We start from the raw sequence: 23,723 nt of genomic DNA, 5'->3' as shown, positions 1-23,723 counted from the left end.
AATGAATAACGCTCACAATCCTATTGCTGTAAGGGTCGAAAATATTCAAAAAATATGGAATACAACCAGAGCAGCCAAACCAAAAGCACAAATCTTTAGTATGGTTTGTCATACCGAGGACTATCCTTTGGTAGACGGTTTTATTCGTTTAGAATCTTCGGCATATGGTAAATCAGATGATTCATTTGTCGCATTTGCGATTGATTTTTATGATAAAAAAGATTTCTACACCACCCTTATAGAGCAATGGATATTAACATTTGAGGAAGACCTGAAAAAAAATCCAAGCTGGAATTGGGAAGATTTCGATACTTTTAAAGGAGCACTGCCGGAAATTGAGAAACTAAGCATCGAAAATCTTAAAGATTTTTATATCAAAATGCTTGTAAGTTTTAAAAAATTTGAGGCAAAAACAGACAATCTTTTAATCGTTAGTCTTTTAATAAAAAAGGTCAGTGATTCAGATTTACTAAACGAGAGTATAAAAGAACTTATAGTTTTATTACCAGATAATATAGGATTCTTATTTATTGATTATCAAGAAAGAAAGCAGTATAAAGAAATAATTGATTCAGTAAAAGAAAAAGGAATCTTTATCGAAATCCCAAACCAAGATATCAGTAAGGCTTATAAAGAAATTGCCACACAAGGAAACCCAAATGATCCACAGGTGCGCTATAGAAAATGCTTATTTGAAATTGGTGAGGCAGCAAAAGATAAAAAACAAGAGAAAGTAAAAAAACTAGGCAACGAGCTTATAGATATCAGTAAGAGTACAGGGGAAACCAGTTTTTGGGCATCTTCCTATCTTATTTATGCCAGTTTTTTATTTCAGTTTAAAGACGAGAAAGAGCTTATTCATCAATTATTAGATAAAGGAATAAAAATAACGACACCAGTTTATAAAGAAAAACAGGATGTAGCGGGAATTTTATTGCAATTATTGGCATACAAAGGATCTCATTACAGTATTCTGAATCAGCCTAATCTGGCAATCGAATACTTTTTGAAACAAGTAGCCATTGCCAAAGAAGTACAGCAGGAAATGCAAGTTATAAATGGTTATAACTATGCTTTATTATTGGCTGCCAAAAAGAGAGACGGACAATATACAGAAATTTTAAATGACGCTTTTGAGTACGGATATGCATTGACAGATGACACTCTCAAAATCATCAATTTTACATTTATAGCCAATAGCTATTTAGAGAATGACCCTAAAATAGATTACTCAGAAAAAGAAGCTATTTCTGAAAGAATGGTGACCATTTTTGGAGAAAACTGGAAAGACAATCCAAAACAAATTGCAAAACAAATACAAGAGGAATATCAATTAAGTAATGCCTAATTAATTATGCTGTTAACCGATAATCATTTGACCATTGTGGTGGGTATAGATATCCATTTTACGACTTTACCACCTTTTAATCCTTTTCATCCCTATATTGGTATTGTCATAGATCCTTTTGATTATGTTCCTTTTCTAGGCACCAGTGTACATGTAAATGGCTTTAAACGTGGGAACTCAGATACCAGCGGGATTATAATACCATTGGTACATATTCCGCTGTTTACACCGCCATGGCTTATGACACCGATTATCGGGCATGAGAGTATGAACTTTTTTGCTTCGCAAACCGTATTCTCAGACAGCACCAGAATGAGTCCAAAAGGACACATGCTGATGACCTGTAATGATATTGGACTCCCGTTATCGTTATCAGTAGGGAAAGTCAAAGTAGGCAAGAAAATGTTACCCTTTGCACCAACATTATTTGCACCAACCTCATTTTCATTACCAATTCCAACCGGAAAACCCGTAATGGTGGGAGGTCCCTATCCACCGGATTGGGGAGGAATGTTAACAGGTTTATTGGCCAGTATAGGGTTTAGTACCTTAATGAAACTCGGAAAAAAAGCATTTAATAAACTCCTTAAAGGAGCTATGGGGCCTAATAAGCTTAGTAAGTTGTTGTGTAAAGCAGGATTCGAACCCGTAAACCTCATCAACGGGGCGGTGATTTACGAGGGTAGCGATTTTGATATTGCAGGCCCGATTGTGCTCAATTGGGAACGTAGTTGGTCCTCCGATTCAGGCTATGTGGGCTGGCTCGGACATGGTGTACACTGTAATTACGATCGCGCGGTAGAGTTATATCCCGAAGATGATGCTTTGGGACTTCGTATGGAGGACGGTAGACTCGTGGCATTTCCTGCCCTGCTGCCGGAAGAAGAATTTTACCTACGTCAGGAAAAAACAACCCTGAAAAGAACCCAAAACGGCTATCAAGCCTATGATCATAGCAGCAGACTCTTTTATGATTTTACCCTGTTTGATGGCAAAAAACACCAACTCACACAAATAGCCAATCATGATGGATTAGCTATTGTTTTTGAATTTACAGGATTTGGTTTAAGCAAAATTATAGATGCCGCAGGCAGAGAAATAAAAGTAAGCACCAAAGACGGATTCATCCAAAAGCTAGAACTTATAGCCCCACAACAAGACGAACTATTAGTGGCCTATGAGTACGATGAGCACTATAATATGGTGGCGATTCTAGATGCCCTGCAAAAACCAACTCAAATCGAATACAGTAACCACCTGATGGTTAAGAAAACCGACCGCAACGGACAAACCTTTTACTGGGAGTACGATGCGCAAAACCGTTGTATCCATACTTGGGGCGATGGAGGTTGGCAAGAAGGTTGGATCGAGTACCATACCGAGGAAGGCTACAACTTGGTAACCGATGCCAATGGTGCCGTAACCACCTATTACTACGAACCAAGCCAACTAGTAACCCAGGTAAAAGACCCAATGGGTAACAGTATTTTTTATGACTATACCGAGTTTATGGAGTTGTATCGTGAGATCGACCAAGAAGGTCGTATCTTGGGATTCAGTTATGATGATATGGGGAATAAAACAGGCACCACTTATCCTGATGGTACTGAAGAAATGACGCTGTATGATGACGAAAATCGTCCATCGATAGCCATAGATCCGGAGGGACAGAAAACAATCTATCTGTACAACGACCAAAAAGCACATCAGCTCAAAACCATAATAGCGCCAGACAAGACCAGTACCCATTTTACCTACAATAAAAACGGGCTATTGGCAACTGTAGCCAAGAACAATAACCAACTTGAACTAGTTTACGATCAGCAGTACAACCTAGTAGAATGGCGTGAAAATGACCAAAAGTTAAAATCCTGGGAGTACAACCATAGAGGGCGTGTACGAGCGGTCTATACTCCGATGCAAATGGCGGATTACTTTACCTATGATGCACTGGACAGGGTACAACAAATCGTGGAGAAAGACAGCAACATCATAGAATTTAGTTATAACAATTATGATGAGGTAATAGCTCTAAAAGACAGCAAGAACAGTATCAAGTTTAGCTATACTCCAATGGGAAGTCTTGCCAGTAGAGAACAGAACGGCGTAAAAGTACGTTTTGATTACGACAAGATGGAGCAGCTAACCAGCATAAAAAACGAAGACAACGAAGCCTATTATTTTGACCGAAATAAAGCTGGACATATCATAAAAGAAACCGCTTTTGACGGTATTATAAAAAAATACAACCGCAACTTGGTGGGTGAAATAACCCGAATAGACCACGGAGGTGGGAAATATACCGAGTACGAACAAGATGCCTTGGGACGCATCACCAGAGCCGATTACCACGATGGCACTTGGGAAACTTACACCTATAACAAAAACGGACTCTTAATAGAAGCTACCAACCAAAACGTGAGCATACGCTTAGAGCGGGATGCCAACGGACGCGTTGTACAGGAAACCCAAAAGCAGACTTTAGATAAAGATGAGAATGCTATAATCCTTACCTCAACTTACAACGATCTAGGACAGCGAACCAATATTAGCACCACATTAGGTGTTAATATAAACACCCATTATGACCAAAATGGGCAACTCGAGCGCATAGAAGCCCAAAGTAATGAACTCAAAGAGCAGCATAAGAATTGGGAAACCACGCTAAAGCGAGACGAATTGGGTCGCGAGATAGAGCGTTATGCTACAGGAGGCCTGCACATAAAAACCAGTTACAACAGTAGTGGGAAGCAAAAAGAACAAGAGGTATTTGTCAATGGCAAACGCACTGGTTCTCGTTATTACAATTGGGACACCAACCAGCAGTTGCGCAGTGCGGTAAACCAGTTGACCAAAAGCATGACCTATTTTGATTATGATGCATTTGGTAATCTTGCCAGAGCTGATTATGATGGCAAAGGGGAACTGTACAAAACACCAGATGCCGTGGGGAATCTCTATAAAACCCATGACCGCAGCGACCGTACGTATGGCAAAGGAGGCAAACTGCTGAAAGATGAAAAATACTATTATAAATACGATGAGCTGGGTAACTTAGTACACAAAAGTCCACGTGATATTAGTAAACCATTGGTTTTTGAAAAACCAACCAACTGGATAGACAAACTAGCGAGCAACAGGGAAGAAGAAAAACGCTTACAGCAAGAACACGAACAGTGGCAAAGTGGTGACACTACCTATACTTGGCTAGCTAACGGAATGTTGGAAAGCGTAACAAACCCTGATGGTAAAGTTGTGAGTTTTGAGTACGACGCTCTAGGCAGACGTACTGCAAAAATTGCAAACAAAGAAATAAATCGCTATGTTTGGGACGGTAATGTTTTTATTCATGAATGGAACTACGACTTAAAAGATAGACCAAGACTGGTTGTCCTTGAGGATGATTTATTGTATGATAAAGTTGAACCAATTGAGAATTTAATCACTTGGGTGTATGAGGGAAGAAATTTTGTACCAAGTGCTAAGATTGTTGGAGATAATAAATACAGTATTATAAACGATTACATTGGTCGCCCAGTACAAAGTTATGATGATAAAGGGAATTTAGTTTGGGAAACTGATTATGATATTTATGGAGGCTTAAAAGATTTAAAAGGCGATAGAGGTTTTATTCCTTTTAGACAATTGGGTCAGTACGAAGATGTAGAAACAGGTCTTTATTATAACCGTTTTAGGTATTATAATCCAGATACAGGAACATATTTGAGCCAAGATCCAATAAGGTTGAAAGGAGGTAACCCTAATTTTTATGCTTATACAAAGAATAATAATTATCAGGTAGATTTATTTGGACTAGACCCGCTAGGGACGGGAGGTTATTCCGTTTATGCACTTTATGAAACTGGCTCAACGAATCCATATTATATAGGAATTACTAAGCAAGAGGTTCAATCAAGAATGGATCAACATATGGATACTGGAAGATATGGTAATGATACAACTCATGAAGTTTTGCATAGTGATTTAACTATAGAACAAGCAAGAGGTTATGAGCAGCATTATATTGAAACATATGAAACTAAAACAGGAATTATTGGAGAAGAAATATCTTGGACAAATAAGGGTAATAAAATAAATTCATTCGATAAAGATAGAACCGATATAAGAGGAAAAGCGTTTAAAGCTGAATATGATAAAATAAAATGTCACTAATTATGAGTTATTTAGAAGAAAAAGAAGGAGGCGTATTTTGTATACCATTGTTTTTACCAAATGATCTAAAAGATAATAGAAAAAATTATTCCAGTTCTAAGTATGATTCTAACTTGGAATATGCTTTTGGAAGATTAATAGAAATAGATAAATCTACAGGAGATTTAATTGAAATTTTCAATTATATAGGTTCAATTCCAGTTGAAAAGAAAGTTATAATAGAATCAGGTCAAATGTTCACACCAATACGTATAACTCAAGCATTTGAAAAGAAAAGATGGAAGTTTATTTTTGAAAGTGAAAACTATAAAAAAGAAATAGATTCTAATTATAGCGAAATTTGTTTTGTACAAGGAGATAGGGATTTTCCAATTCTATGGAAGGGAGGCAATAAGTCTAACATAAGTATAGATGAAGCTAAAAAATACAAAAGATGGGTAATTCATCATCCAACAAGAATCGAAGAAGCTATTAGAAGTAAAGATTTTTCTATGATCATTTAGATTAATTTGAGTATTCTAAATATTTCAATATTTCTGGAAAATAGAATGAGAGGGTTAATATTAGTATATATTAAAGATGTGGTAGAAATAATTTGACATGAACTTTTAAAGAATTAGAGCAATATGAATATTGATAATCTTAAAGAATTAATTACCCCATTTTTTTGGGTTGAACATGAGAAAAGTGTTTCAGTATGCTTAAATGTTGGAGAATATAAGACTGAAATTTTCCAGGCAAGGGAAGAGGAAGGCTTTGAAGGTAACGGTTACGATTGGGCTTCCTTGGCACATGTTTTTTTAGAGGAACAAAAGCCTGAACTTATTGATGTCGTTAAATTTGATCCTGAGGGGAGTATGTTTTGCGCTTATTCTTCTGATGTAGAAGCACTAAAAGCTTTTATTATTTCGTTTAAAGAAGCCTGTGAGAATGAAAAGTTAATTCAAGATTTGTTTTCAAGGGCAGAATTAGATTAGAAGTATTTTAGATATTAATAATTTAATGATAATAGACTGCTTGGAAATTATTTTTCAAGCAGTTTTTATTTTTAAGTCTAAAATCATATTTTTTTGATTAGTTAGTGCACCAACATTTTTTACAGATAGTCTTGGTGTATATATTATTTCAAGCGGTAAAGAATCTTATGTAGGAAGTTCAGGTTATGGAAAGCGAGGAATGAAAAAAATACCTGCAAATTTTAGAGAAGGCATAAAAGAATCAGCGGATGCATTATTCTCTGAACTAGAAAAAAATTAAATAGTAGTGAGGATATGAGCTATGAAATGATCTTCTTAAAGAATTAGAATAATACCACAATCAGCAACACAAATTAAGAGTAATCTTGGTGATAAAAAGAGTTGTCGATATGTTTGGTGAAAGAGGAATGATTTTCCGATTGGGATGAAGTTGCTAAACTTTGTAAAAAATAAATAATAATGAGTAAAAAATATTTAACTAAAGTTGTCGGAGAAATAAAAAGTAATTTTGAAACAAGGGACAATACTAATGACGTTAAATTTTATTTAAATTGTATAAACGAATTTATCAATTCGGGTAAAAAAGAGTTTAGTTATGAATTTGAAGAGTTTGGTATGACTTTTACAAATCAATATCCTTTAAATGATATTATTAATTTTTTGTTTTATTATAAATCAGAAAAAGCAATAATTTCATTTGAGGAAAACCAAACACAAAACGAATTTGATAATTTGGTAGACGCTTTCAGTTGGTTAAATTTATCTTTTATTAGTGCTCAAAATGATGAAGTTAAACAGTCTGGAGAATTTTTCCAAGATATTGTTTTCTCTTGTTTGTTTGCTTATTGCTTTTACCCATCATCTTTAAAGCAAACTCTAAATTATTTAAATAATTATTATGATCAAGAATCTATAAATTGGTCTGTTGAAGATTTTAAAAATAACTATGGTTATTCTGATGTTTTACAGTTATTGCAGTTTATTCTTAATCGCGAAGGTATAGCATACAATCTTAAACTTAAAGAGCAGGAATTAATTAATAGCGAATATGATTTTGTTATAAAAAATCTTTTGGATAAGGATGAAAAAGTATTTTCTGAAATAATTAGTAAATTATCGAAATTTCATATCAATAATAAAGGCAAAAGCTATTTAGATACTTTTAATCATGATGCTTGGAAATATTTTCCTTTAGAGTTAATTGCTATATCTAAATTTAGAGCAAAGAATAACTTATCTAATACTATTAATTCTGATTTAATTAATAAATTCATCCCTTTTATAGATTTAGCAAAGTGTCCTTCTGAAGTAACAACTCTAGACTTGGATAGTAAACTAATTAAATAATTTTAGGTAATCAGAGTTTCTCGAAGTCTCACAACTTTGTACTGGTAAAGTGAATTCACAAAAAAAACTAAAACAAGCATTCTGAAAATTTGAAGGATGCTTGTTTTAGTTTTTTTTGGGTATCCATTTGGAATGGAAAAAGGTGGAAGATTTAGAAAGAAGTGCATTTGATAATTGGAGAAAAGAGTATCATGTTGATCTAGCTGAAACAGGCCTTAATGAAAGAAGAATGAAATGTAAATAAGAGATATGAAACAAGAATTAATTAATAAAATTAAAGTAATATTATCTAACAATGATTTTTTCGCAGGTAAGTCTGTTAGTGAAGAAATAATTAGTAATGCTGAAAAAGAGCTTAATGTGCATTTCGATAAAGACTATGTACAGTTTTTAAGTCTTTTTGGTGGTAGTTTTACAGGTTTTCCAGTTTATGGATTTAATAACTGCGAAATGTTATCGGAAGAAACAGTAATAGATTTAACAAAAGATTTTAGAAATAATTATTCAGTAGATAATAGGTGTGAATTAATACAATCTAGCTATGTTATTTCTATAAGCGGAAATGGGGACCCTGTATTTATTTCTCCAGATAACAAAGTTTGGATATATTATCATGATAATGATGAAACTGAAGTATTAAATGAATCTTTTGAAGAGCTAATAGGAGAAAATTTAATAGATTAATTTTCTGTGAACATAAATTACTAGAAATACTATTGATCGATCTCTTATTTTAATAATTAATTTTTGTAAAAATGGATGTATATAGAATTTCACAAAACTATGACGAGTATAAATTTTTTGTTTACAATGAAGACAATAATAATTCACAGCAAGCATTAGAATTTAAAGGGCAATTATTAGTAAGTAATTATCAAAAATTAGATTTTAAAATATTTATCGACCCTAAAAAGAAACAAGATAAAAGAAGAATTGATTTCGATGCTAGTTGTTATTACACAGGTATATTATTGATAAATGAAAAAAATATAGATACACTTATAAATAAATTAAATTCTGGAATAGAAGTATTAGATGTTGATACTGAACTACCTGAAAAATTCTATCTTATAAATTTACTAACAAAGATTGATTGTATAAATAAGGACAATAAATCTAATAGTGAAATTATGTCAATGATAAGAGAAAATAATATTTTGTTCAAAAAAGACAACATTTTAAACAGTATTGTTTTTAGAGATGATAAATTAACATCGTCTTACTTTTGTACAAATGAATTTGTTAATTTTATGAATGATAATGACATTAAAGGGCTTAGGTTTGAAAAAGTTGGAATAGCAGTATAATCAGCTGTTCGTAGTTTTTTACTTCTGAATATTTTTAAAAAAGCAGGGCAATATTCCCCTGCTTTTTTTAATTTAAAAACACTTTAAAATCAACATAAAAAGTATCAGTCTTGTGTTTTAGAGTCATAAAAAATAGTATTTGTACTATGTTTATGATAAATACAAAGAAATAAATCGCTATGTTTGGGATGGTAACGTTCTTATTCATGAATGGAAATATGATCTAGAGAGATAGATCAAAACTCATCGTTGATGAGGATAATATGGTCTATGACAAACTTAGTACAAAATGAGGGGAACTAAGTTAAAAGGACAATCAGCTTTGCAAAATATAAATAGAAATGCTGCATTGACAAGACGTGGTATATATGAAGGGTTATTTAGTAGAGATTGGGAGCCTTTAAATGCAAAAAGATATGCTACAGAATTAACAAATAAACTTAGAGAAGATGCAATTGATTTTGCAAAGAAACAAGGTTATATATGTCACTAAAATTAAAAAAGAATGAACGAATTGTATGCTACTTGTTTGATCTATGACAAGACTTTAGAAGCCAGAATAGGAGGAAAACCTCCTAAAGTTATTGAAAATGATATTCCGAAAGATTATAATTTTTATGCAGTTATTAATCATCCAGAGAAGCAAGATAAAATGCTCTCAATAGTGATACATAATAATCTTGATGTCCTTTTAGAAAATAATATTTATCCTGACATATCTGTAAAAGTGATAGAGCATGAATATTCCGAAATTGGAGACAGGGAAGATAAGGTGATCTCTGATCTTGGAATTTTCTCGATAAGTAATTATGCTACAGACAATTTAAGCGAATTCTTATTTATAAAAGTTGGTGGAGAGCCACGTTTGATTCAGCCTAAAAGTTATTTTTATGAAAAATTAGAGAAAGATAATTATTCATTTTTTTTACAAATAGAAGAAGAAGGATATTATGATGGTATGGATTATGTTTTTATGTATGGAGCATTATATTTGTATAAGCACAATGTAACAGGTGAAATAATAGCAGGTTTTTGGCAATATTCTTAGCTAAAATGCTAAGAGAAGCTTTTTGACTTGTAACAACAAGATTATAAAAAAAATAAACCCCGCTGAAATGAGTGGGGTTTGTTGTGAATACTAAATTATCTATTGTTCAATAAGTTTTAGACTTTTTCGCTGGTCTAATAATAAGGATATCTTTTATTACCGTAATGGTTAAATCCTTGTCGATAGCAAATCCGAAATGGCAGATGATGTGACAAAAATAGAATGGAAACTAGAAGTGTTTTAATTAAAAATATTAATTATGAAAATAAAAGAGATATATAAAACTCAAGATGATGATAACAAAGTAGAATTAATAAATAGCCTGAATTTTGATGATTTTGATGATAAATGGGACTTAATCTTAGAAGTGATAGAAGATGAAAAAGAATACGATTTGGCTAGAATAGAAGCCCTTAAAATTATAGAAATAGCAGACATTCCTAAAATAGTTGTAGAGGAACTATGTGATATCGTCATTAATTTATTAAAAAATGAGAATGATTATGATGTGAAAAACTATGCATTTATTGCTTCAAGAAATTTAATTAATGATAGTATTGAGATTAAAAATTACATTAATAAAATAGTATTGTCTAAAGAAGAAGATATAGATATAAGGCATAATGCATATTCTGCAATCTTAAAAATTACAAACCAAACAGATAAATCAAAAATTTTAAATTCATTATTAAATGATGAAGTCTTCTCTAAGTTTGCAAAAAAGGATATAAATTAAGGTAATATTGTAGAACCCTATAGCACAGATTCTCCAAGAAAAGTTGAAGGATTGAAATTTAAATATACTAACTAAGTAAATAAAAATAATAAAAAATGAAAATTTACAGTACAGCACCAGAAGGAAATCAAATGGCTGATTTAGAGTCAGCACGTTATTTTAATTTAGCTATACAACAAATTCAAAAAGCCGAAGAGTGGCTTAGAACTTCAGAAGAAGCTTGTCAGCCTTTGTTGGTTCATGTTGATGCTTTTGTATATTTAAGCAAAAGATATCCTGAAATGGCAAATTGGAGAGTAGAAGAATTAAATAGAAATCAAATAAAAGAAACTTTCAATTCTTGGTTTGAAAGATGTGGAAAAAAAATACCTGTAAGTTTTAGAGAAGGTATAAAAGAATCAGCGGATACATTATTCTCTGAACTAGAAAAAATTTAAATATTCAGTGGGGATATAAGCCATGTAATGATCTTTTAAAGAATTAGAACAATATGGACATTAATGATTTAGAAACAGTAATTAATCCATTTTTTTGGACAGAACATGAGAAAAGTGTTTCGGTATGCTTATATGTAGGAGAATATAAGACTGAAATTTTCCTGGCAAGGGAAGAGGAAGGTTTTGAAGGCAACGGTTACGATTGGGCTTCCTTGGCACATGTTTTTTTAGAGGAACAAAAACCTGAACTTATAGATATAGTTAGATTTGACCCGGAAGGTAGTATGTTCTGCGCCTATTCTTCTGATGCGGAGGCTTTGAAAACTTTCATTATTTCGTTTAAAGAAGCCTGTGAGAATGAAAATCTAATACAGGATTTGTTCTCAAGAGCAGAATTAGATTAGTAACTAACTTAATGATTACTAAAAGACTGTCTGGAAATATTTTCAGACAGTCTTTTTATTTTTAAGTCTAAATCACAAAAAGCTTAACTAAAAATACATCATTGCATTAGCGTTTAAATTCATGAATGAAATATGTCATATAAGGATATACTTGATCTCGTAATAGGCAAAGGTGATTGGGTTTATCAGGAAGAAAGTTTTGTACTAAGTGCTAAAATTGTTAGAAATAGTAAGTATAGTATTATAAATGATTATATTGGCAGACTAATAAAAAATTATAGGAGTGATATAGTTAAGGCTATAAAGATATACATATGAAACATATTGATTTTATTGATTTAATAGATGCGAAAACTGAAAATCTTCATAATGATAAATTATTGTTTTGGGATTTATGGTGTGTTGAGTTCTTATTTGAGAAAATAAAGGATTTAAATAATGAGTTGTTATTTAACTTAAAGAAAGTTAATGAATTATTATGGAAACTAAATGATAAAGAGATTAGCATAAATGATTTATTAAGCAATGATATAATAGATTTAGTATTATATAATTCTGAGGAGGATTTAGAAAATTTGAATGAAGATGAATTAGAAGAAAAAGCATTGTATGAAATTTTTATTGCTTATGAAAGTATTCTTTCAAATCTTAAAGAAAACGGGGAAGTGATTTATAATTGCTATGAACATTCATTAAATTATATTGATTATGAAATTGAAGGGATTTCTATTACTACAAGTAATGCAAATCCTATTTATTTAAAAGAAATTAATTCACAATTACAACTGTCGGAAAAATTAGATAATTCAGACGAAAAATTAACTTTTTTGAACAGAAAGATGTATAGATAAATTTTGTGTGTTTTCACGTTTTAAAATCAAGATAAACTTATTATTTATGTTTTCAATATTCTCTAAACCGATTATAGCTTCTTGTGAAGAAATCCAAGATTCTTGTATTTTAAATATTCAATTAAAATCCAATAAATGTGGTTTCATAAATATCTCACGAGAGCGTGTTACATTTCAATTTTCTTGTGGTTGGAGAAAGTTCGGAAAAGGTACATCAAAGATTGAAACCGTATCTTTTAAATACATGAATAATAAATTGATTATTTTTAAAATTAGCAATAATCAAGAAATACTTGCACTTGAATGCAATAAAAGTATATATGATAAAGCTTTTGATTTTCTAAAAGTAAAACAGAAAGAAAGGAAGGACCCTGAGTTTAGATCGAAGTCGGGTCAGTTCTTCGGACGTTAAGAAATAAACTAAATTATCCCATACTGGTGCAAACGTCTGGTTTTTCTTTAGACAATTAGGACAGTATGAAGATATAGAAACAGACTCATATTAGATAATAAAAAATGAAAATTTACAATACAGCACCAGAAGGAAATCAAATGGCGGATTTAGAGCCAGCACTTTATTTTAATACAGCAATAGAACAGATTTTAGAAGTTGAGGAATGGCTTAGAACATCGGATGAAGCCAGTCAGCCTTTATTGGTGCATATTGACATCTTTGTATATTTAAGTAAAAAATATCCTGAAATGGCAAATAGAAGAGTGGCAAAATTGAATAGAAGTCAAATAAAAGAAACTTTCAATTCTTGGTTTGAAAGATGTGGGAAAAAAATACCTGCAAGTTTTAGAGAAGGTATAAAAGAATCAGCGGATACATTATTCTCTGAACTAGAAAAAATCTAAATAGTAATGAGGATATGAGCTATGGAATGATCTTTTTAAAGAATTAGAATAATACCACAATTAGCAACACAAATTAAGAGTGATCTTGGTGATAAAAGAGTTGTCGATATGTTTTGAAAAATGATAAAAAAAATGTTAGTAAACTTTATAGTTGAAGGAGAGATTGATAAAAATGTAATTGTTAAAAAATATAAACTATGTCTGTAGATTATTTAAATGAATATTTAGAGTATAATGATAGTGATATTGAATTAGAATTTTGTTTAAGAATGAATGCAGAATGGAATGAAGAAAGTTTCAAAAAACTATTTAATATTTTGACATCATTTTTTGAACAGTGCAAAAATGAAAATGAAATTCCGAGTGAAATTGATTATTTTTTTACAAAAACAATAGATAGAATTATAGGTATTATATCAAACCCTATATTTACAGAAAATAACTTACTAGGTATTGATAATGAAGAGTATAAAAAAATCATTTCACAGAGAAAAGATGTGTTGGAAAAATTAAAAGCCATTTATGAAAAACGTCTTTTCTTTAAGTATCATTTTTTTTATGGATATGATAATCCCTTATCTTAATGGTATAACTCTGATGGGAATTAGAAACAAAATATAAATTACACTCGCTCCGCAAAGCCTCCTACTTTGAGGTAATATAAAAAACAAAAAAACTGTCGTTAACTGTACAGCCCAAAAAGTTAGACACTATTCGGGGCTGTACAATATTTTCAGACAGTCTTTTTTATTAAAAAAACAAACTACTTATAACTCAATTTTACAACAAAGCCAATTTTTGTAAATGGGAAAAAGATTATAAACGATAGTTTCATCAATCTTATATTTGGTTAATTATTAGATGTTCTAGTATATTTCTATACTTGCCAGAATTATTAAAGCAATTTAATAGGTATATAAATATCAATAATATGAAGATTTTCTGGATGTGATTTAGGATCATTTAAATGACTTAAAAAGAAATTTCGGTTATCAGGTTGGTATCCGTTTTCTTCAAACCAAATCTCATAAATGTAGTTCCATGTTTTAAAGCATTCAGACATAGGTGCTTCTTTATGGAAAATAGCATACAATCCTCCGCTTATTGTTGTATTACCTATCAATCCTTCTCCAACTATTTTATCAGGGACAGACAAACAAGCATCAGCTTGAAGCATTCCAGATATATTGGCATTGCTTCTATAAACCGTTAGCGCTTTGGTTTCGGGGAAATTAATTAAATTTCGTGGAGCCGCCCAACTAAATAGCTTTTCGAACATCTTACCAAATGTTTCACTATCATGTCTGTGAATATTGAGATTTCGAATATAGATAACATTAAACTCTTCAAGTTTTTTGATTTCAAAATCAAGTTTCATTGTTTCACTCATTTTACTATTTTTTAAATTATTTAATTTGAGTGCAAGGTAGTCTTGGATTTTGTCCTGCATTTGTCCAATATTGCTATCCGTTATTCCAATATTGCTACTTTCAAATGACTTGCGCCATTCTGTAGGTGTTACACCTTTAGCCTCGCGGAAACTTCTTGAAAAAGATGAAATACTTAGAAAACCACAATCAATAGAAATTTCATTAATGGTTTTTGATGGATTATTCATTAAGAAAAAAAGAGCTTTTTCAATTTTAGCATTCTTAATAAACTCATTTAAGGTTATTCCAGTCACAGATTTAAAAATTCTATGGTAATGAAATTTAGAGAAGCTGGAAAGAGAAGCCATTTTTTCTAAAGAAAGTTCTTCATTAAGATTTTCTTTAATATAATCAATGCTTTTATTGATTCTAAAGTAATATTCTTTGATAGACTCCTCCTTTTTCATATTGACTTTTATTACAATTTTCTCTGCGAATATATAACTATTATATTCTCCGGAGAATCTTAATATTAGTGTGGAGTTTATTTGCGTATTCAAAATGGGACTGCAACATTATAGTAATTTTTGTTTATATAAATTTTGAAGTGAGCAAGAAATAGGGGAGTAGAGTAAAACTAAGAAAAGCTCCAGATTTCTCTGAAGCTTTTTGTCTTAGTAGTGGGAAGCATTCAAATATCTAACCAGTTTATTGAGGATTATTATAGTGTTATAAAATGAGCATTTTAATTTTAATTGTGAAAGGTCACGATAATATGTTTGAAAAAAAATTAGACACTTTGCTGTGCTATTTGAAGCTATTGAAAGAATTTGATAAGTTCACGAATTACCCAAATGTTGCTTAATTTTTTCCTCTGCTTTTGTCTCTATACTTAAATAGAGATTGATGATAGATTTTCATTTGGTAATGAAAGCAGCAAAACCACCGAAATTTGCACCCTTGTTAGTTAAAGGTATTCAACAAATAAAAGACCATTTGATGAATTATGAAATAAAAATTCTGTTTTTGAAAACAAATAAACACTGACATTTCTCAGAAATATATACAAGTTAGCGGTTATTGTAGAGCTACACTCCAAAATACACATGCAAAGGAGCTAAAAATTTTGTCATAAAATTTGGTTTGTATTGCAAACTACTTTACATTTACAGAGTAAATTAATATCTTCTTTATGGAAAAAGAAATCAAATTGACACCACAACAGAGTTTGAAACTTATTACAGAAGTAATTAATCAAACCAAAGAAAACATCAAGTCACATAGCTTTATATTTTTGCTTTGGGGTTGGACTTTGGCTGCGGCAAGTATTCTTCAATTTTTGATTCAAACGAAAACTGATTTTAAATACTACTTTTTACCGTTCCCTATTTTGGTTGCTATTGCGTTGATAGTAACAATTAATTACAACCGAAATAAAACATCAGAAACTCATTTGAATTTTTTCCTTAAAAAACTTTGGATGGCTTTGGCTTTTGGATTTATTACCATAGTATTTGTAAGTGTATATCAAAAAATTGAACCCTTTACTTATACATTGATATTAGCCGCAATTGGCACAACAGTTTCGGGAATGGCAATGAAATTTAAACCGTTGATGTTTGGTGGTGTTTGTTTTCTTATTGCATCTATTTGTTGTGTTTTTATTACAGACGAATTCAAAGTTTTGCTTCACGGTTTTGCAATTATTGTAGGTTATTTAATTCCGGGATACATACTTAAAAATTCAAAATCATAATCGAATGGCGGAGACTTTTGAGGAACTAGACCCTGTTTTGAATGCACCTGTACGTTTGGCTATTGTTTCAGCTCTTGTAAAAATGAAACAAGCTGATTTTGGTTATCTGCAAGAGATAACCAAAACAACACAAGGCAATTTAAGCCATCAGATAAAGAAACTAAATGAAGCAAAATATATTGAAGTAGAAAAAACATTTAAAGGAAACTATCCGCAAACAATTTGTAAACTAACAAAAACAGGGAAAAATGCCTTTGAAAATTATGTAGAAACAATAAAAAAATATTTGCATCTCTAATTTTTTTGCTTTTTTAGTCTGCAATACAAACTAAAATTATTTACAAACTAAAATTACTTAATTATGATGAAAACGATCAACAAAGTATTTCTGACGCTACTCTTTTTAAATAGTATAGGAAACGTAAACGCACAACAAAAAACAACTAATAAAATGGAAACAAAAAAAGTAGCATACGCAGACAAAATATTGCTTCATATGCACCCAGAAAAGTTCTTGAACTTTTTACCAAACCTAAATGATGAGCAAATTGCACAGCTATACGGTATGTCAACAGAAGAATATCAATTAGCTAAAAAAGTTTATGATGACCAGGCCCAAAATACAGCATCAGAACTTTTGACAAATTCAGACTTTACATTTAAAATTGATAAACTCCCTTTTAAGAAAAATCAGACTGTTTTAGTAATTGGCGAAAGTACAGCAGATGCTTTAAACTCCTGGGTTTATATTTTGCAATACCTTTTAAATCAAAGACGACCACAAGACCATATTCGCATAATTAATGCTGCGATTTCAGGACAAACTACAACAGAAGCACTTCGCAAAATAACAGCACAAGTAAAATTAAGTCCCGATTGGGTAATTTGTCATTTGGGCGCAAATGATTGTATCCGTTATGGAAACCAAAAAACATCCGTTTCTTTAACAGAGACGATTGCAAACCTAAATGCTATAAAAGAAATAATTAATAAAGACACAAAAGCAAATATTGTTTGGTTGACACCAGCATCAATTGACGAGAAAAAAGCAGAAAATTTTCAGCCATTCAAAATGCAACAATTGAGTTTAAAAAATTCCGATTTAAATGAAATTAGTAAATATTTGAAAGCCCAACCAGAACCTGTAATTGATTTAACAGAAGAATTTGGAAATCCTGTAAATCCTGAATTCGTTCAGTATGATGGTATACACCTTACTATTGACGGGCAAAAAGCAATAGTAAAATCTTTAATCAATAAATTATCAAACACAAAATAGTATGAAAACGAAATTGACAAACCCGATTTTAATTGCCTGTATTATCTTTTTAAGTATAAGTGCATCAGCAGGGCTTTACGAACATTTATTTGGCATTCCAGAAATGCTAAAAAGTCCGTCAACAATGATAACCAGAAGTAATAACAACTTGGGGCAAGCCATAAAATTTTGGATACCCGTTCATCTTTTGATCTTATTTACAATCGTGTTATCATTAATTTTTAACTGGAAAATTCCAACTCGAAAAAAATTAGTCCTATCGGCATTCATCTGCTATATGTATATCACAGTAATAAGCATATTCTTTGCGAAAAAATTGGAAATATTTAAAAATATGACAGACAATATTGACTTTCAACAGCAGACTAGTCTTTGGATAACAGTTTCGTGGCATAGACCAATTTTGATGATAATAATTGAAATACTATTGCTTATAGCGCTTTCACGTCCTGCATTATACAGACAAGTATGATAGGGAAACAAAAAGCAACGAACCACTAACAAGGGTTTTGTAAAATGGGGACACAAGTACTAAATTTAAACATTAGTAATTCTAATTTACATTTGTAGCTTATTAAAAATTTCCCCTCTGAAAGCCCGCTCTTCTAAGAGTTATTATGGAAAACTGTGCAAATGTCATCGACTTTGTGCTGTTTTATTTTGTAAAGTTTATGCATAAAAAAAGCTTCAGATTTCTCTGAAGCTTTCTTAGTAGCGGGAACAGGACTCGAACCTGTGACCTTCGGGTTATGAGCCCGACGAGCTGCCTACTGCTCTATCCCGCGATGTGCGTTTTGTAATCTCAATAAGGCTACCTTAGTAGCGGGAACAGGACTCGAACCTGTGACCTTCGGGTTATGAGCCCGACGAGCTGCCTACTGCTCTATCCCGCGATGTTTCGGTTGCAAAGATACGACTAAAAACGACACTTTCGACAAAAAATTAAAAAAAATGTTTTATTTCGTCTATTGGCTTGATATGACTACCTTTGCAGCATAAATTATAGAAAAAATGTCACATAAAGCAGGTTTTGTAAACATCATAGGAAACCCAAACGTTGGAAAATCAACGTTAATGAACGCCTTTGTTGGTGAAAGGTTATCAATTATTACGTCTAAAGCACAAACAACACGTCATAGGATTCTTGGGATTGTAAACGGAGAAGATTTTCAAATGATCTTGTCAGACACACCTGGAATCATCAAACCGGCCTATGAAATGCAGGAATCGATGATGAACTTCGTAAAATCAGCTTTTGAAGATGCCGATGTTTTAATCTATATGGTAGAGATTGGTGAGCAGGAACTGAAAGACGAAGCTTTTTTTAATAAAATCATTCATTCGAAAATCCCGGTTTTGTTGTTGTTGAATAAAATCGATAATTCTAACCAAGAACAGTTGGAATCCCAAGTGGCTTTTTGGACTGCTAAAGTTCCTAATGCGGAGATTTATCCAATATCTGCCTTGCAGAATTTTAATGTGCCGGAAGTTTTTCAAAGAATCATTTCGTTATTACCGGAATCTCCAGCATATTATCCTAAAGATCAGTTGACAGATAAGCCGGAACGTTTCTTTGTAAACGAAACTATCCGCGAAAAAATATTATTGAATTACAGTAAAGAAATCCCGTACGCTGTTGAAATAGTAACCGAAGAATTTCTGGAGGATGAGAATATCATCCGCATTCGTTCTTTGATTATGGTAGAACGCGATACCCAAAAAGGAATCATCATTGGTCATAAAGGAGCTGCTTTGAAAAAAGTTGGAATGGATGCCCGTGTAGATTTAGAAAAATTCTTTGGGAAACAAATCCATATCGAATTGTATGTGAAAGTAAATAAAAACTGGAGAAGCAACGCGAATATGCTTAAGCGTTTTGGATATAATCAGTAGTCCTTTTAATTATAAGTTATGAGTTATAAGTTATGAGTTATAAGTTATGTGTGAAAGGATGATTTATTAAAATTTTAAATCAGCATTGGATTTTGTTCTAATGCTGATTTTTTTTGCAAATTAGTTTAGCTAAAGTACTTAATATTGTTTTTCTGACTGAGGAGAATACGATCGAAAGTGAACTTGCGAAACAATCTCCTTTTTATCTGCGAAAGTCTGCGAAAATCTGCGTGCCATTTTTTCACGCAGATTTTCGCAGATTTTTAAAAAACACACTAAAATGTAATTTGTTATACACTCGTAATTAGCCTTGAGTATGAAAATTAAAAATTTGTCCTAATTATTTTTAGATTATTAGTTAATGACCAACAACTAATAACTGACAAGTTGTGATTCTATGATTTCCAGAAACACTTTTTCGATATCATTCATTTGTTTTTTGCCATTGCTTCGGATTTGTTTGGCGATTACGTAGAGTAAAAACCAAGCAAAAACCATGAGGGACATAACAATGAAATCGGTTGTTGTGGATGCTTTTAGAACGTAATGGGAGTAGGCGATGCCGCAAAAAATGATGAATGTTCCAGCAATCATAAAATGCAGGAACATGAAAAATGTCCATAAATTGGGATCGGGTCCAAATAGTCCTCGAATGTGGGTTTGATTATCACCTTTTGATTCCATTTCAATGTGTAAATGAGGAGACCAATAGGCTTTTTTTGAGCCTTTTATATTAATCCAAATGTGGTATTCTTTTATTTTTAGAAAGAAATCCGGTGAATTGGTAGTGGTAAATTGAATGAATTTTTGACGCAGGGAATCTATGTTTTCATTGACTTCTTTGTAGAATCGCAAGCGCAAACGGATCTCATTATTGGTGTCCATAAAATTAGAAATGAAGGGATTAAGTAAATAAGGTATAGCGAATATACCAAAAAAATTGATAATCATGGTTTTATACACTACCTTTGCAGCCCGAAACTGCGAAGCGGTTGTACGGACGAAGTAAATATTTGAATTTAGATTATGAACAATATAGTTGCGATAGTAGGAAGACCTAATGTAGGGAAGTCAACCCTTTTTAATAGGCTGATACAAAGAAGAGAAGCTATTGTGGATTCGGTTTCTGGAGTTACCAGAGATAGAAACTACGGTAAAAGCGAGTGGAACGGAAAAGAGTTTTCTGTGATTGATACGGGTGGATACGTTCGTGGATCGGATGATGTTTTTGAAGGTGAGATCCGTAAACAAGTAGAATTGGCTATTGATGAAGCCGATGTTATTATATTCGTAGTAGATGTAGAGGAGGGGATTACTCCAATGGATGATATTGTTGCACGTTTGTTGCGCAAAGTGACCAAGCCGGTTTTATTGGCGGTGAACAAGGTAGATAATGCCATGCGTGAGAAAGATGCTGTAGAGTTTTACAATCTTGGTTTAGGAGAATATTTTACTTTTGCGAGTATTTCTGGAAGCGGAACTGGGGATTTATTGGATGCCTTAATTGATGCTTTCCCTGAGAAACCGGAACCTGTAAAAGCAGAGGTTGTTTTGCCTCGTTTTGCTGTAGTGGGGCGTCCTAATGCAGGGAAATCGAGTTTTATCAATGCATTGATTGGTAAAGAACGTTTTATGGTGACTGATATTGCTGGAACAACCCGTGATGCGATTGATACCAAATTCGATCGTTTTGGTTTTGAATTTAACTTGGTAGATACGGCGGGAATTCGTCGTAAAGCCAAAGTAAAAGAAGATTTAGAATTTTACTCCGTAATGCGTTCTGTACGTGCAATTGAGCATGCTGATATTTGTATCTTGGTAATTGATGCCACTCGTGGATTTGAAGGTCAGGATCAAAGTATTTTTTGGTTAGCCGAGAAAAACCGTAAAGGGGTTGTAATATTAGTGAATAAATGGGATTTGGTTGAAAAAGATACCATGTCAACCCGTGATTACGAAGAAAAAATCAAAAAAGAGTTAATGCCATTTACAGATGTGCCTATTCTTTTTGTTTCGGCTCTAACGAAACAACGTTTGTTGAAAGCATTGGAAACGACTGTTCAGGTTTATGAAAATAGACAGCAACGTATTCCTACTTCAAAATTCAATGAATTTATGCTAAAAGTGATCGAAGCATACCCGCCACCAGCAACAAAAGGGAAGTATGTAAAAATTAAATATTGTATGCAGTTGCCAACAGCCACACCACAATTTGTGTTTTTTGCCAATATGCCACAATATGTAAAAGAGCCTTACAAACGTTACCTTGAAAATAAAATTAGAGAAAATTGGGACTTCGCAGGAGTGCCAATCGATATTTATATTAGAGAGAAATAATAAAAAAGTCCCTGAACGGGGACTTTTTTTATTTTATTTTTGAAAGCTCGATTGCTTATTCTTCTAGACTTTCATTGGGGAAATCTTCATACCAATCCTTGAAAGTTTTTGAGGTCTTGTAATCATCATGTAAGACGGTGTAGACTAGAAAGAGTATTAGACACACTCCAAAAAGGTACATACTCATTATTATAGAAAGAAGTAATTCTGTCTGACATAATATTGCAAAAACCATAACATATATAGTGGTAAACCACGTTAGTTTAATTGCAAAATTTTTCATGAACATATCTTTATCCATTAAAGATACGCCACGATTGTATAAAATTTAGTTAATCCATGGTTAAATAATGGATTTTACTCAATGAACTAAAATTATAATAGTTTGAGCAAAACTCCCAAAAGAGCTGCGATACCAATAATGTGTGGTTCTTGCAGTTTTTTGACATAAATCAAAATTAGAACCGTTCCGGTTGCAATAAGTGCTGTGGGTATATCTACAATGGTTCGGGTGGCAATTACTATAACTGCGCCAACTAAAGCACCAATTACTCCAGCCGTTATTCCATCAACAAAAGCTTTGATGCTTTTGTTTTGTGATATCTTTTTGAAGTAAGGAGCAGGAATAACAGTAAATAAGAAACAAGGAAGGAAAACCCCTAGAGCAGCAATACTTGCTCCGGTAAATCCTGCTGCTAAATAGCCAATGAAACCAACAGTGATAACAACGGGTCCGGGTGTAATCATGGCTACCGCTACCGCATCTACGAATTGATTTTCAGTTAACCATCTGTGTTCGCTGACAACTCCAGCATGCAAAAAAGGAACAATAGCCAATCCGCTACCAAAAACAAAGGCTCCGGCTTTGATGAAAAACCAAGCAAGATCTCCTAATTTGTCAAGTTCTATAGCTGAGAATCCTGCTGTAGAAAGAAAAAAGAAAGAAGCCGTTTTAGGACGTTTAATCCATTGTGGCGGTGCTTTTACGATCATATAGATGAAACCTAAAATGAGAAATAACAGTAGTTCTTCTTTTTGGGTTACCGCTGTAAGAATGACGGCTGCGATGTAAAATAGCCAGAGTAGCCAATTGTTTTTTACGGCTGGGATTTCAAATTTACTAATAGATTTAACAGTAAGCTTGTAGGAACTCAAAACGATAATACCAATTACTGCTGCACTTATACCATAGAAAATAGCCTGCATCCATGGCAAACCGCCGTATGCTTGGTAGGCGATTCCTAATAAAACGACCATTATAAAAGAGGGTAAAACAAACGCTAATCCGGATAAGGTAGCACCTAAAACACCAAAATGTACAAACCCAATATAAATGCCCAATTGAGCTGCTAATGGACCGGGTGCTAATTGCGAAAGGGCTAATCCCTCTTTAAAATCAGAGTCGTTAATCCATTTTTTATTCTCAACAAGGTCGCGATGCATATACCCTACCAAGGCTACTGGGCCACCAAAGCCAGTAGTGCCTAGTTTGAAAAAATATTTTATTAAATCAATTAAGGTGTAATTAAGTTTTTCTGTACTCATATTTGTTATGCTTTTTGATGTTTTAAAAAGACATTTTTTTCATTAAACAAACCAAAA

At 32.4% G+C, this 23,723-nt stretch carries 26 protein-coding genes and 2 tRNA genes; 23 read left to right on the top strand and 5 right to left on the bottom strand.

Features of this window, described 5'->3' with window-relative positions; translation table 11 throughout:
• Position 1 precedes the first annotated feature (1 nt).
• The 16 genes from OZP08_RS18710 (at position 2) to OZP08_RS18635 (ending at position 14,070) form a co-directional block, all read left to right on the top strand.
• A complete protein-coding gene (locus OZP08_RS18710) occupies positions 2 to 1,348 on the top strand; it encodes a hypothetical protein (protein ID WP_281322564.1) in 1,347 nt (448 codons plus the stop codon).
• Between the two features lie 6 nt (positions 1,349 to 1,354).
• On the top strand, positions 1,355 to 5,521 hold the full coding sequence (locus OZP08_RS18705; RefSeq protein WP_281322563.1) for a DUF6531 domain-containing protein: 4,167 nt from the start codon (positions 1,355 to 1,357) through the stop codon (positions 5,519 to 5,521).
• Between the two features lie 2 nt (positions 5,522 to 5,523).
• The gene (locus OZP08_RS18700) at positions 5,524 to 6,024 is read left to right on the top strand and encodes an Imm26 family immunity protein (protein ID WP_268847563.1); all 501 of its coding nucleotides are present in this window, start codon (positions 5,524 to 5,526) and stop codon (positions 6,022 to 6,024) included.
• A 123-nt stretch (positions 6,025 to 6,147) separates the two neighbouring features.
• Complete coding sequence (locus OZP08_RS18695; RefSeq protein WP_281322562.1) at positions 6,148 to 6,498, top strand: immunity 51 family protein; 351 nt, start codon at positions 6,148 to 6,150, stop codon at positions 6,496 to 6,498.
• A 459-nt stretch (positions 6,499 to 6,957) separates the two neighbouring features.
• Positions 6,958 to 7,845: a hypothetical protein gene (locus tag OZP08_RS18690; RefSeq protein ID WP_268847560.1), complete on the top strand. Its 888-nt coding sequence runs from the start codon at positions 6,958 to 6,960 to the stop codon at positions 7,843 to 7,845.
• Positions 7,846 to 8,094: 249 nt separating this feature from the next.
• Entirely contained in the window at positions 8,095 to 8,529 is a 435-nt protein-coding gene (locus tag OZP08_RS18685) for an SMI1/KNR4 family protein (protein ID WP_268847558.1), read from the top strand.
• 71 nt (positions 8,530 to 8,600) lie between these two features.
• The gene (locus OZP08_RS18680) at positions 8,601 to 9,152 is read left to right on the top strand and encodes an imm11 family protein (protein WP_268847557.1); all 552 of its coding nucleotides are present in this window, start codon (positions 8,601 to 8,603) and stop codon (positions 9,150 to 9,152) included.
• 289 nt (positions 9,153 to 9,441) lie between these two features.
• Entirely contained in the window at positions 9,442 to 9,645 is a 204-nt protein-coding gene (locus OZP08_RS18675) for a hypothetical protein (RefSeq protein ID WP_268847556.1), read from the top strand.
• 12 nt (positions 9,646 to 9,657) lie between these two features.
• Complete coding sequence (locus OZP08_RS18670; protein ID WP_268847555.1) at positions 9,658 to 10,200, top strand: hypothetical protein; 543 nt, start codon at positions 9,658 to 9,660, stop codon at positions 10,198 to 10,200.
• Between the two features lie 259 nt (positions 10,201 to 10,459).
• The gene (locus OZP08_RS18665; protein WP_268847554.1) at positions 10,460 to 10,936 is read left to right on the top strand and encodes a hypothetical protein; all 477 of its coding nucleotides are present in this window, start codon (positions 10,460 to 10,462) and stop codon (positions 10,934 to 10,936) included.
• 95 nt (positions 10,937 to 11,031) lie between these two features.
• Entirely contained in the window at positions 11,032 to 11,373 is a 342-nt protein-coding gene (locus tag OZP08_RS18660) for a hypothetical protein (protein ID WP_281322561.1), read from the top strand.
• A gap of 53 nt (positions 11,374 to 11,426) precedes the next feature.
• Positions 11,427 to 11,777, top strand: coding sequence for an immunity 51 family protein (locus tag OZP08_RS18655; protein WP_281322560.1), 351 nt, complete (start codon positions 11,427 to 11,429; stop codon positions 11,775 to 11,777).
• 314 nt (positions 11,778 to 12,091) lie between these two features.
• Positions 12,092 to 12,628: a hypothetical protein gene (locus tag OZP08_RS18650; protein ID WP_268847552.1), complete on the top strand. Its 537-nt coding sequence runs from the start codon at positions 12,092 to 12,094 to the stop codon at positions 12,626 to 12,628.
• Between the two features lie 46 nt (positions 12,629 to 12,674).
• Positions 12,675 to 13,040, top strand: a complete 366-nt coding sequence (locus OZP08_RS18645) for a hypothetical protein (RefSeq protein ID WP_268847551.1) — start codon at positions 12,675 to 12,677, stop codon at positions 13,038 to 13,040.
• 104 nt (positions 13,041 to 13,144) lie between these two features.
• On the top strand, positions 13,145 to 13,486 hold the full coding sequence (locus OZP08_RS18640) for a hypothetical protein (protein WP_268847550.1): 342 nt from the start codon (positions 13,145 to 13,147) through the stop codon (positions 13,484 to 13,486).
• A gap of 197 nt (positions 13,487 to 13,683) precedes the next feature.
• Positions 13,684 to 14,070, top strand: a complete 387-nt coding sequence (locus OZP08_RS18635; RefSeq protein WP_268847549.1) for a hypothetical protein — start codon at positions 13,684 to 13,686, stop codon at positions 14,068 to 14,070.
• 311 nt (positions 14,071 to 14,381) lie between these two features.
• On the opposite strand, the gene OZP08_RS18630 is transcribed toward OZP08_RS18635, so the two are convergent.
• Positions 14,382 to 15,323: an AraC family transcriptional regulator gene (locus OZP08_RS18630; RefSeq protein WP_268847548.1), complete on the bottom strand. Its 942-nt coding sequence runs from the start codon at positions 15,321 to 15,323 to the stop codon at positions 14,382 to 14,384.
• Between the two features lie 269 nt (positions 15,324 to 15,592).
• On the opposite strand from OZP08_RS18630, the gene OZP08_RS18625 reads away from it, so the two are divergent.
• From OZP08_RS18625 to OZP08_RS18605, 5 genes are all read left to right on the top strand, one after another.
• Positions 15,593 to 15,721 (top strand): hypothetical protein, encoded by a 129-nt coding sequence (locus OZP08_RS18625; RefSeq protein ID WP_281322559.1) that lies wholly within the window; start codon positions 15,593 to 15,595, stop codon positions 15,719 to 15,721.
• Positions 15,722 to 16,048: 327 nt separating this feature from the next.
• Positions 16,049 to 16,612 carry a hypothetical protein gene (locus OZP08_RS18620; RefSeq protein WP_268847547.1) on the top strand — a complete coding sequence of 188 codons (564 nt, stop codon included), beginning with the start codon at positions 16,049 to 16,051 and terminating at the stop codon, positions 16,610 to 16,612.
• A 4-nt stretch (positions 16,613 to 16,616) separates the two neighbouring features.
• Positions 16,617 to 16,910: a winged helix-turn-helix domain-containing protein gene (locus tag OZP08_RS18615; protein ID WP_264529042.1), complete on the top strand. Its 294-nt coding sequence runs from the start codon at positions 16,617 to 16,619 to the stop codon at positions 16,908 to 16,910.
• 63 nt (positions 16,911 to 16,973) lie between these two features.
• Positions 16,974 to 17,891, top strand: coding sequence for an SGNH/GDSL hydrolase family protein (locus OZP08_RS18610; protein WP_268847546.1), 918 nt, complete (start codon positions 16,974 to 16,976; stop codon positions 17,889 to 17,891).
• A gap of 1 nt (position 17,892) precedes the next feature.
• Complete coding sequence (locus tag OZP08_RS18605; protein ID WP_268847545.1) at positions 17,893 to 18,363, top strand: hypothetical protein; 471 nt, start codon at positions 17,893 to 17,895, stop codon at positions 18,361 to 18,363.
• Positions 18,364 to 18,603: 240 nt separating this feature from the next.
• Here OZP08_RS18605 and OZP08_RS18600 read toward each other — a convergent pair.
• Together OZP08_RS18600 and OZP08_RS18595 are read right to left on the bottom strand one after the other, a co-directional pair.
• Positions 18,604 to 18,676, bottom strand: a tRNA-Met gene (locus tag OZP08_RS18600).
• A gap of 35 nt (positions 18,677 to 18,711) precedes the next feature.
• Positions 18,712 to 18,784, bottom strand: a tRNA-Met gene (locus OZP08_RS18595).
• Positions 18,785 to 18,902: 118 nt separating this feature from the next.
• Between OZP08_RS18595 and era the strand changes: the two genes are divergently transcribed.
• Positions 18,903 to 19,784 carry a GTPase Era gene (gene era / locus OZP08_RS18590; RefSeq protein WP_268847544.1) on the top strand — a complete coding sequence of 294 codons (882 nt, stop codon included), beginning with the start codon at positions 18,903 to 18,905 and terminating at the stop codon, positions 19,782 to 19,784.
• A gap of 372 nt (positions 19,785 to 20,156) precedes the next feature.
• Here era and OZP08_RS18585 read toward each other — a convergent pair whose 3' ends face one another.
• Positions 20,157 to 20,669, bottom strand: a complete 513-nt coding sequence (locus OZP08_RS18585) for a hypothetical protein (RefSeq protein ID WP_281322558.1) — start codon at positions 20,667 to 20,669, stop codon at positions 20,157 to 20,159.
• A gap of 141 nt (positions 20,670 to 20,810) precedes the next feature.
• Here OZP08_RS18585 and der point away from each other — a divergent pair, with 141 nt between their 5' ends.
• Positions 20,811 to 22,121 (top strand): ribosome biogenesis GTPase Der, encoded by a 1,311-nt coding sequence (gene der, locus OZP08_RS18580; RefSeq protein WP_281322557.1) that lies wholly within the window; start codon positions 20,811 to 20,813, stop codon positions 22,119 to 22,121.
• 375 nt (positions 22,122 to 22,496) lie between these two features.
• Here the strand turns inward: der and OZP08_RS18575 are convergent, their stop codons facing one another.
• Positions 22,497 to 23,666 (bottom strand): chromate transporter, encoded by a 1,170-nt coding sequence (locus OZP08_RS18575; RefSeq protein WP_281322556.1) that lies wholly within the window; start codon positions 23,664 to 23,666, stop codon positions 22,497 to 22,499.
• Positions 23,667 to 23,723: the final 57 nt, after the last annotated feature.

It is taken from the genome of Flavobacterium aestivum (assembly GCF_026870175.2).
GTDB lineage: Bacteria > Bacteroidota > Bacteroidia > Flavobacteriales > Flavobacteriaceae > Flavobacterium > Flavobacterium aestivum.
This window is presented reverse-complemented; position numbering and strand designations above follow the sequence as displayed.

Bases quoted from the DNA above. Each gene is read 5' to 3' on its own strand.
- OZP08_RS18575 (WP_281322556.1), bottom strand. From the start codon at position 23,666: ATGAGTACAGAAAAACTTAATTACACCTTAATTGATTTAATAAAATAT.
- OZP08_RS18610 (WP_268847546.1), top strand. From the start codon at position 16,974: ATGATGAAAACGATCAACAAAGTATTTCTGACGCTACTCTTTTTAAAT.
- OZP08_RS18675 (WP_268847556.1), top strand. From the start codon at position 9,442: ATGAGGGGAACTAAGTTAAAAGGACAATCAGCTTTGCAAAATATAAAT.
- OZP08_RS18695 (WP_281322562.1), top strand. From the start codon at position 6,148: ATGAATATTGATAATCTTAAAGAATTAATTACCCCATTTTTTTGGGTT.
- OZP08_RS18605 (WP_268847545.1), top strand. From the start codon at position 17,893: ATGAAAACGAAATTGACAAACCCGATTTTAATTGCCTGTATTATCTTT.
- OZP08_RS18685 (WP_268847558.1), top strand. From the start codon at position 8,095: ATGAAACAAGAATTAATTAATAAAATTAAAGTAATATTATCTAACAAT.
- OZP08_RS18650 (WP_268847552.1), top strand. From the start codon at position 12,092: ATGAAACATATTGATTTTATTGATTTAATAGATGCGAAAACTGAAAAT.
- der (WP_281322557.1), top strand. From the start codon at position 20,811: ATGAACAATATAGTTGCGATAGTAGGAAGACCTAATGTAGGGAAGTCA.
- OZP08_RS18705 (WP_281322563.1), top strand. From the start codon at position 1,355: ATGCTGTTAACCGATAATCATTTGACCATTGTGGTGGGTATAGATATC.
- era (WP_268847544.1), top strand. From the start codon at position 18,903: ATGTCACATAAAGCAGGTTTTGTAAACATCATAGGAAACCCAAACGTT.
- OZP08_RS18670 (WP_268847555.1), top strand. From the start codon at position 9,658: ATGAACGAATTGTATGCTACTTGTTTGATCTATGACAAGACTTTAGAA.
- OZP08_RS18700 (WP_268847563.1), top strand. From the start codon at position 5,524: ATGAGTTATTTAGAAGAAAAAGAAGGAGGCGTATTTTGTATACCATTG.
- OZP08_RS18585 (WP_281322558.1), bottom strand. From the start codon at position 20,669: ATGGACACCAATAATGAGATCCGTTTGCGCTTGCGATTCTACAAAGAA.
- OZP08_RS18625 (WP_281322559.1), top strand. From the start codon at position 15,593: ATGAGCATTTTAATTTTAATTGTGAAAGGTCACGATAATATGTTTGAA.
- OZP08_RS18655 (WP_281322560.1), top strand. From the start codon at position 11,427: ATGGACATTAATGATTTAGAAACAGTAATTAATCCATTTTTTTGGACA.
- OZP08_RS18660 (WP_281322561.1), top strand. From the start codon at position 11,032: ATGAAAATTTACAGTACAGCACCAGAAGGAAATCAAATGGCTGATTTA.
- OZP08_RS18680 (WP_268847557.1), top strand. From the start codon at position 8,601: ATGGATGTATATAGAATTTCACAAAACTATGACGAGTATAAATTTTTT.
- OZP08_RS18615 (WP_264529042.1), top strand. From the start codon at position 16,617: ATGGCGGAGACTTTTGAGGAACTAGACCCTGTTTTGAATGCACCTGTA.
- OZP08_RS18710 (WP_281322564.1), top strand. From the start codon at position 2: ATGAATAACGCTCACAATCCTATTGCTGTAAGGGTCGAAAATATTCAA.
- OZP08_RS18620 (WP_268847547.1), top strand. From the start codon at position 16,049: ATGGAAAAAGAAATCAAATTGACACCACAACAGAGTTTGAAACTTATT.
- OZP08_RS18640 (WP_268847550.1), top strand. From the start codon at position 13,145: ATGAAAATTTACAATACAGCACCAGAAGGAAATCAAATGGCGGATTTA.
- OZP08_RS18645 (WP_268847551.1), top strand. From the start codon at position 12,675: ATGTTTTCAATATTCTCTAAACCGATTATAGCTTCTTGTGAAGAAATC.
- OZP08_RS18630 (WP_268847548.1), bottom strand. From the start codon at position 15,323: ATGAAAAAGGAGGAGTCTATCAAAGAATATTACTTTAGAATCAATAAA.
- OZP08_RS18665 (WP_268847554.1), top strand. From the start codon at position 10,460: ATGAAAATAAAAGAGATATATAAAACTCAAGATGATGATAACAAAGTA.
- OZP08_RS18635 (WP_268847549.1), top strand. From the start codon at position 13,684: ATGTCTGTAGATTATTTAAATGAATATTTAGAGTATAATGATAGTGAT.
- OZP08_RS18690 (WP_268847560.1), top strand. From the start codon at position 6,958: ATGAGTAAAAAATATTTAACTAAAGTTGTCGGAGAAATAAAAAGTAAT.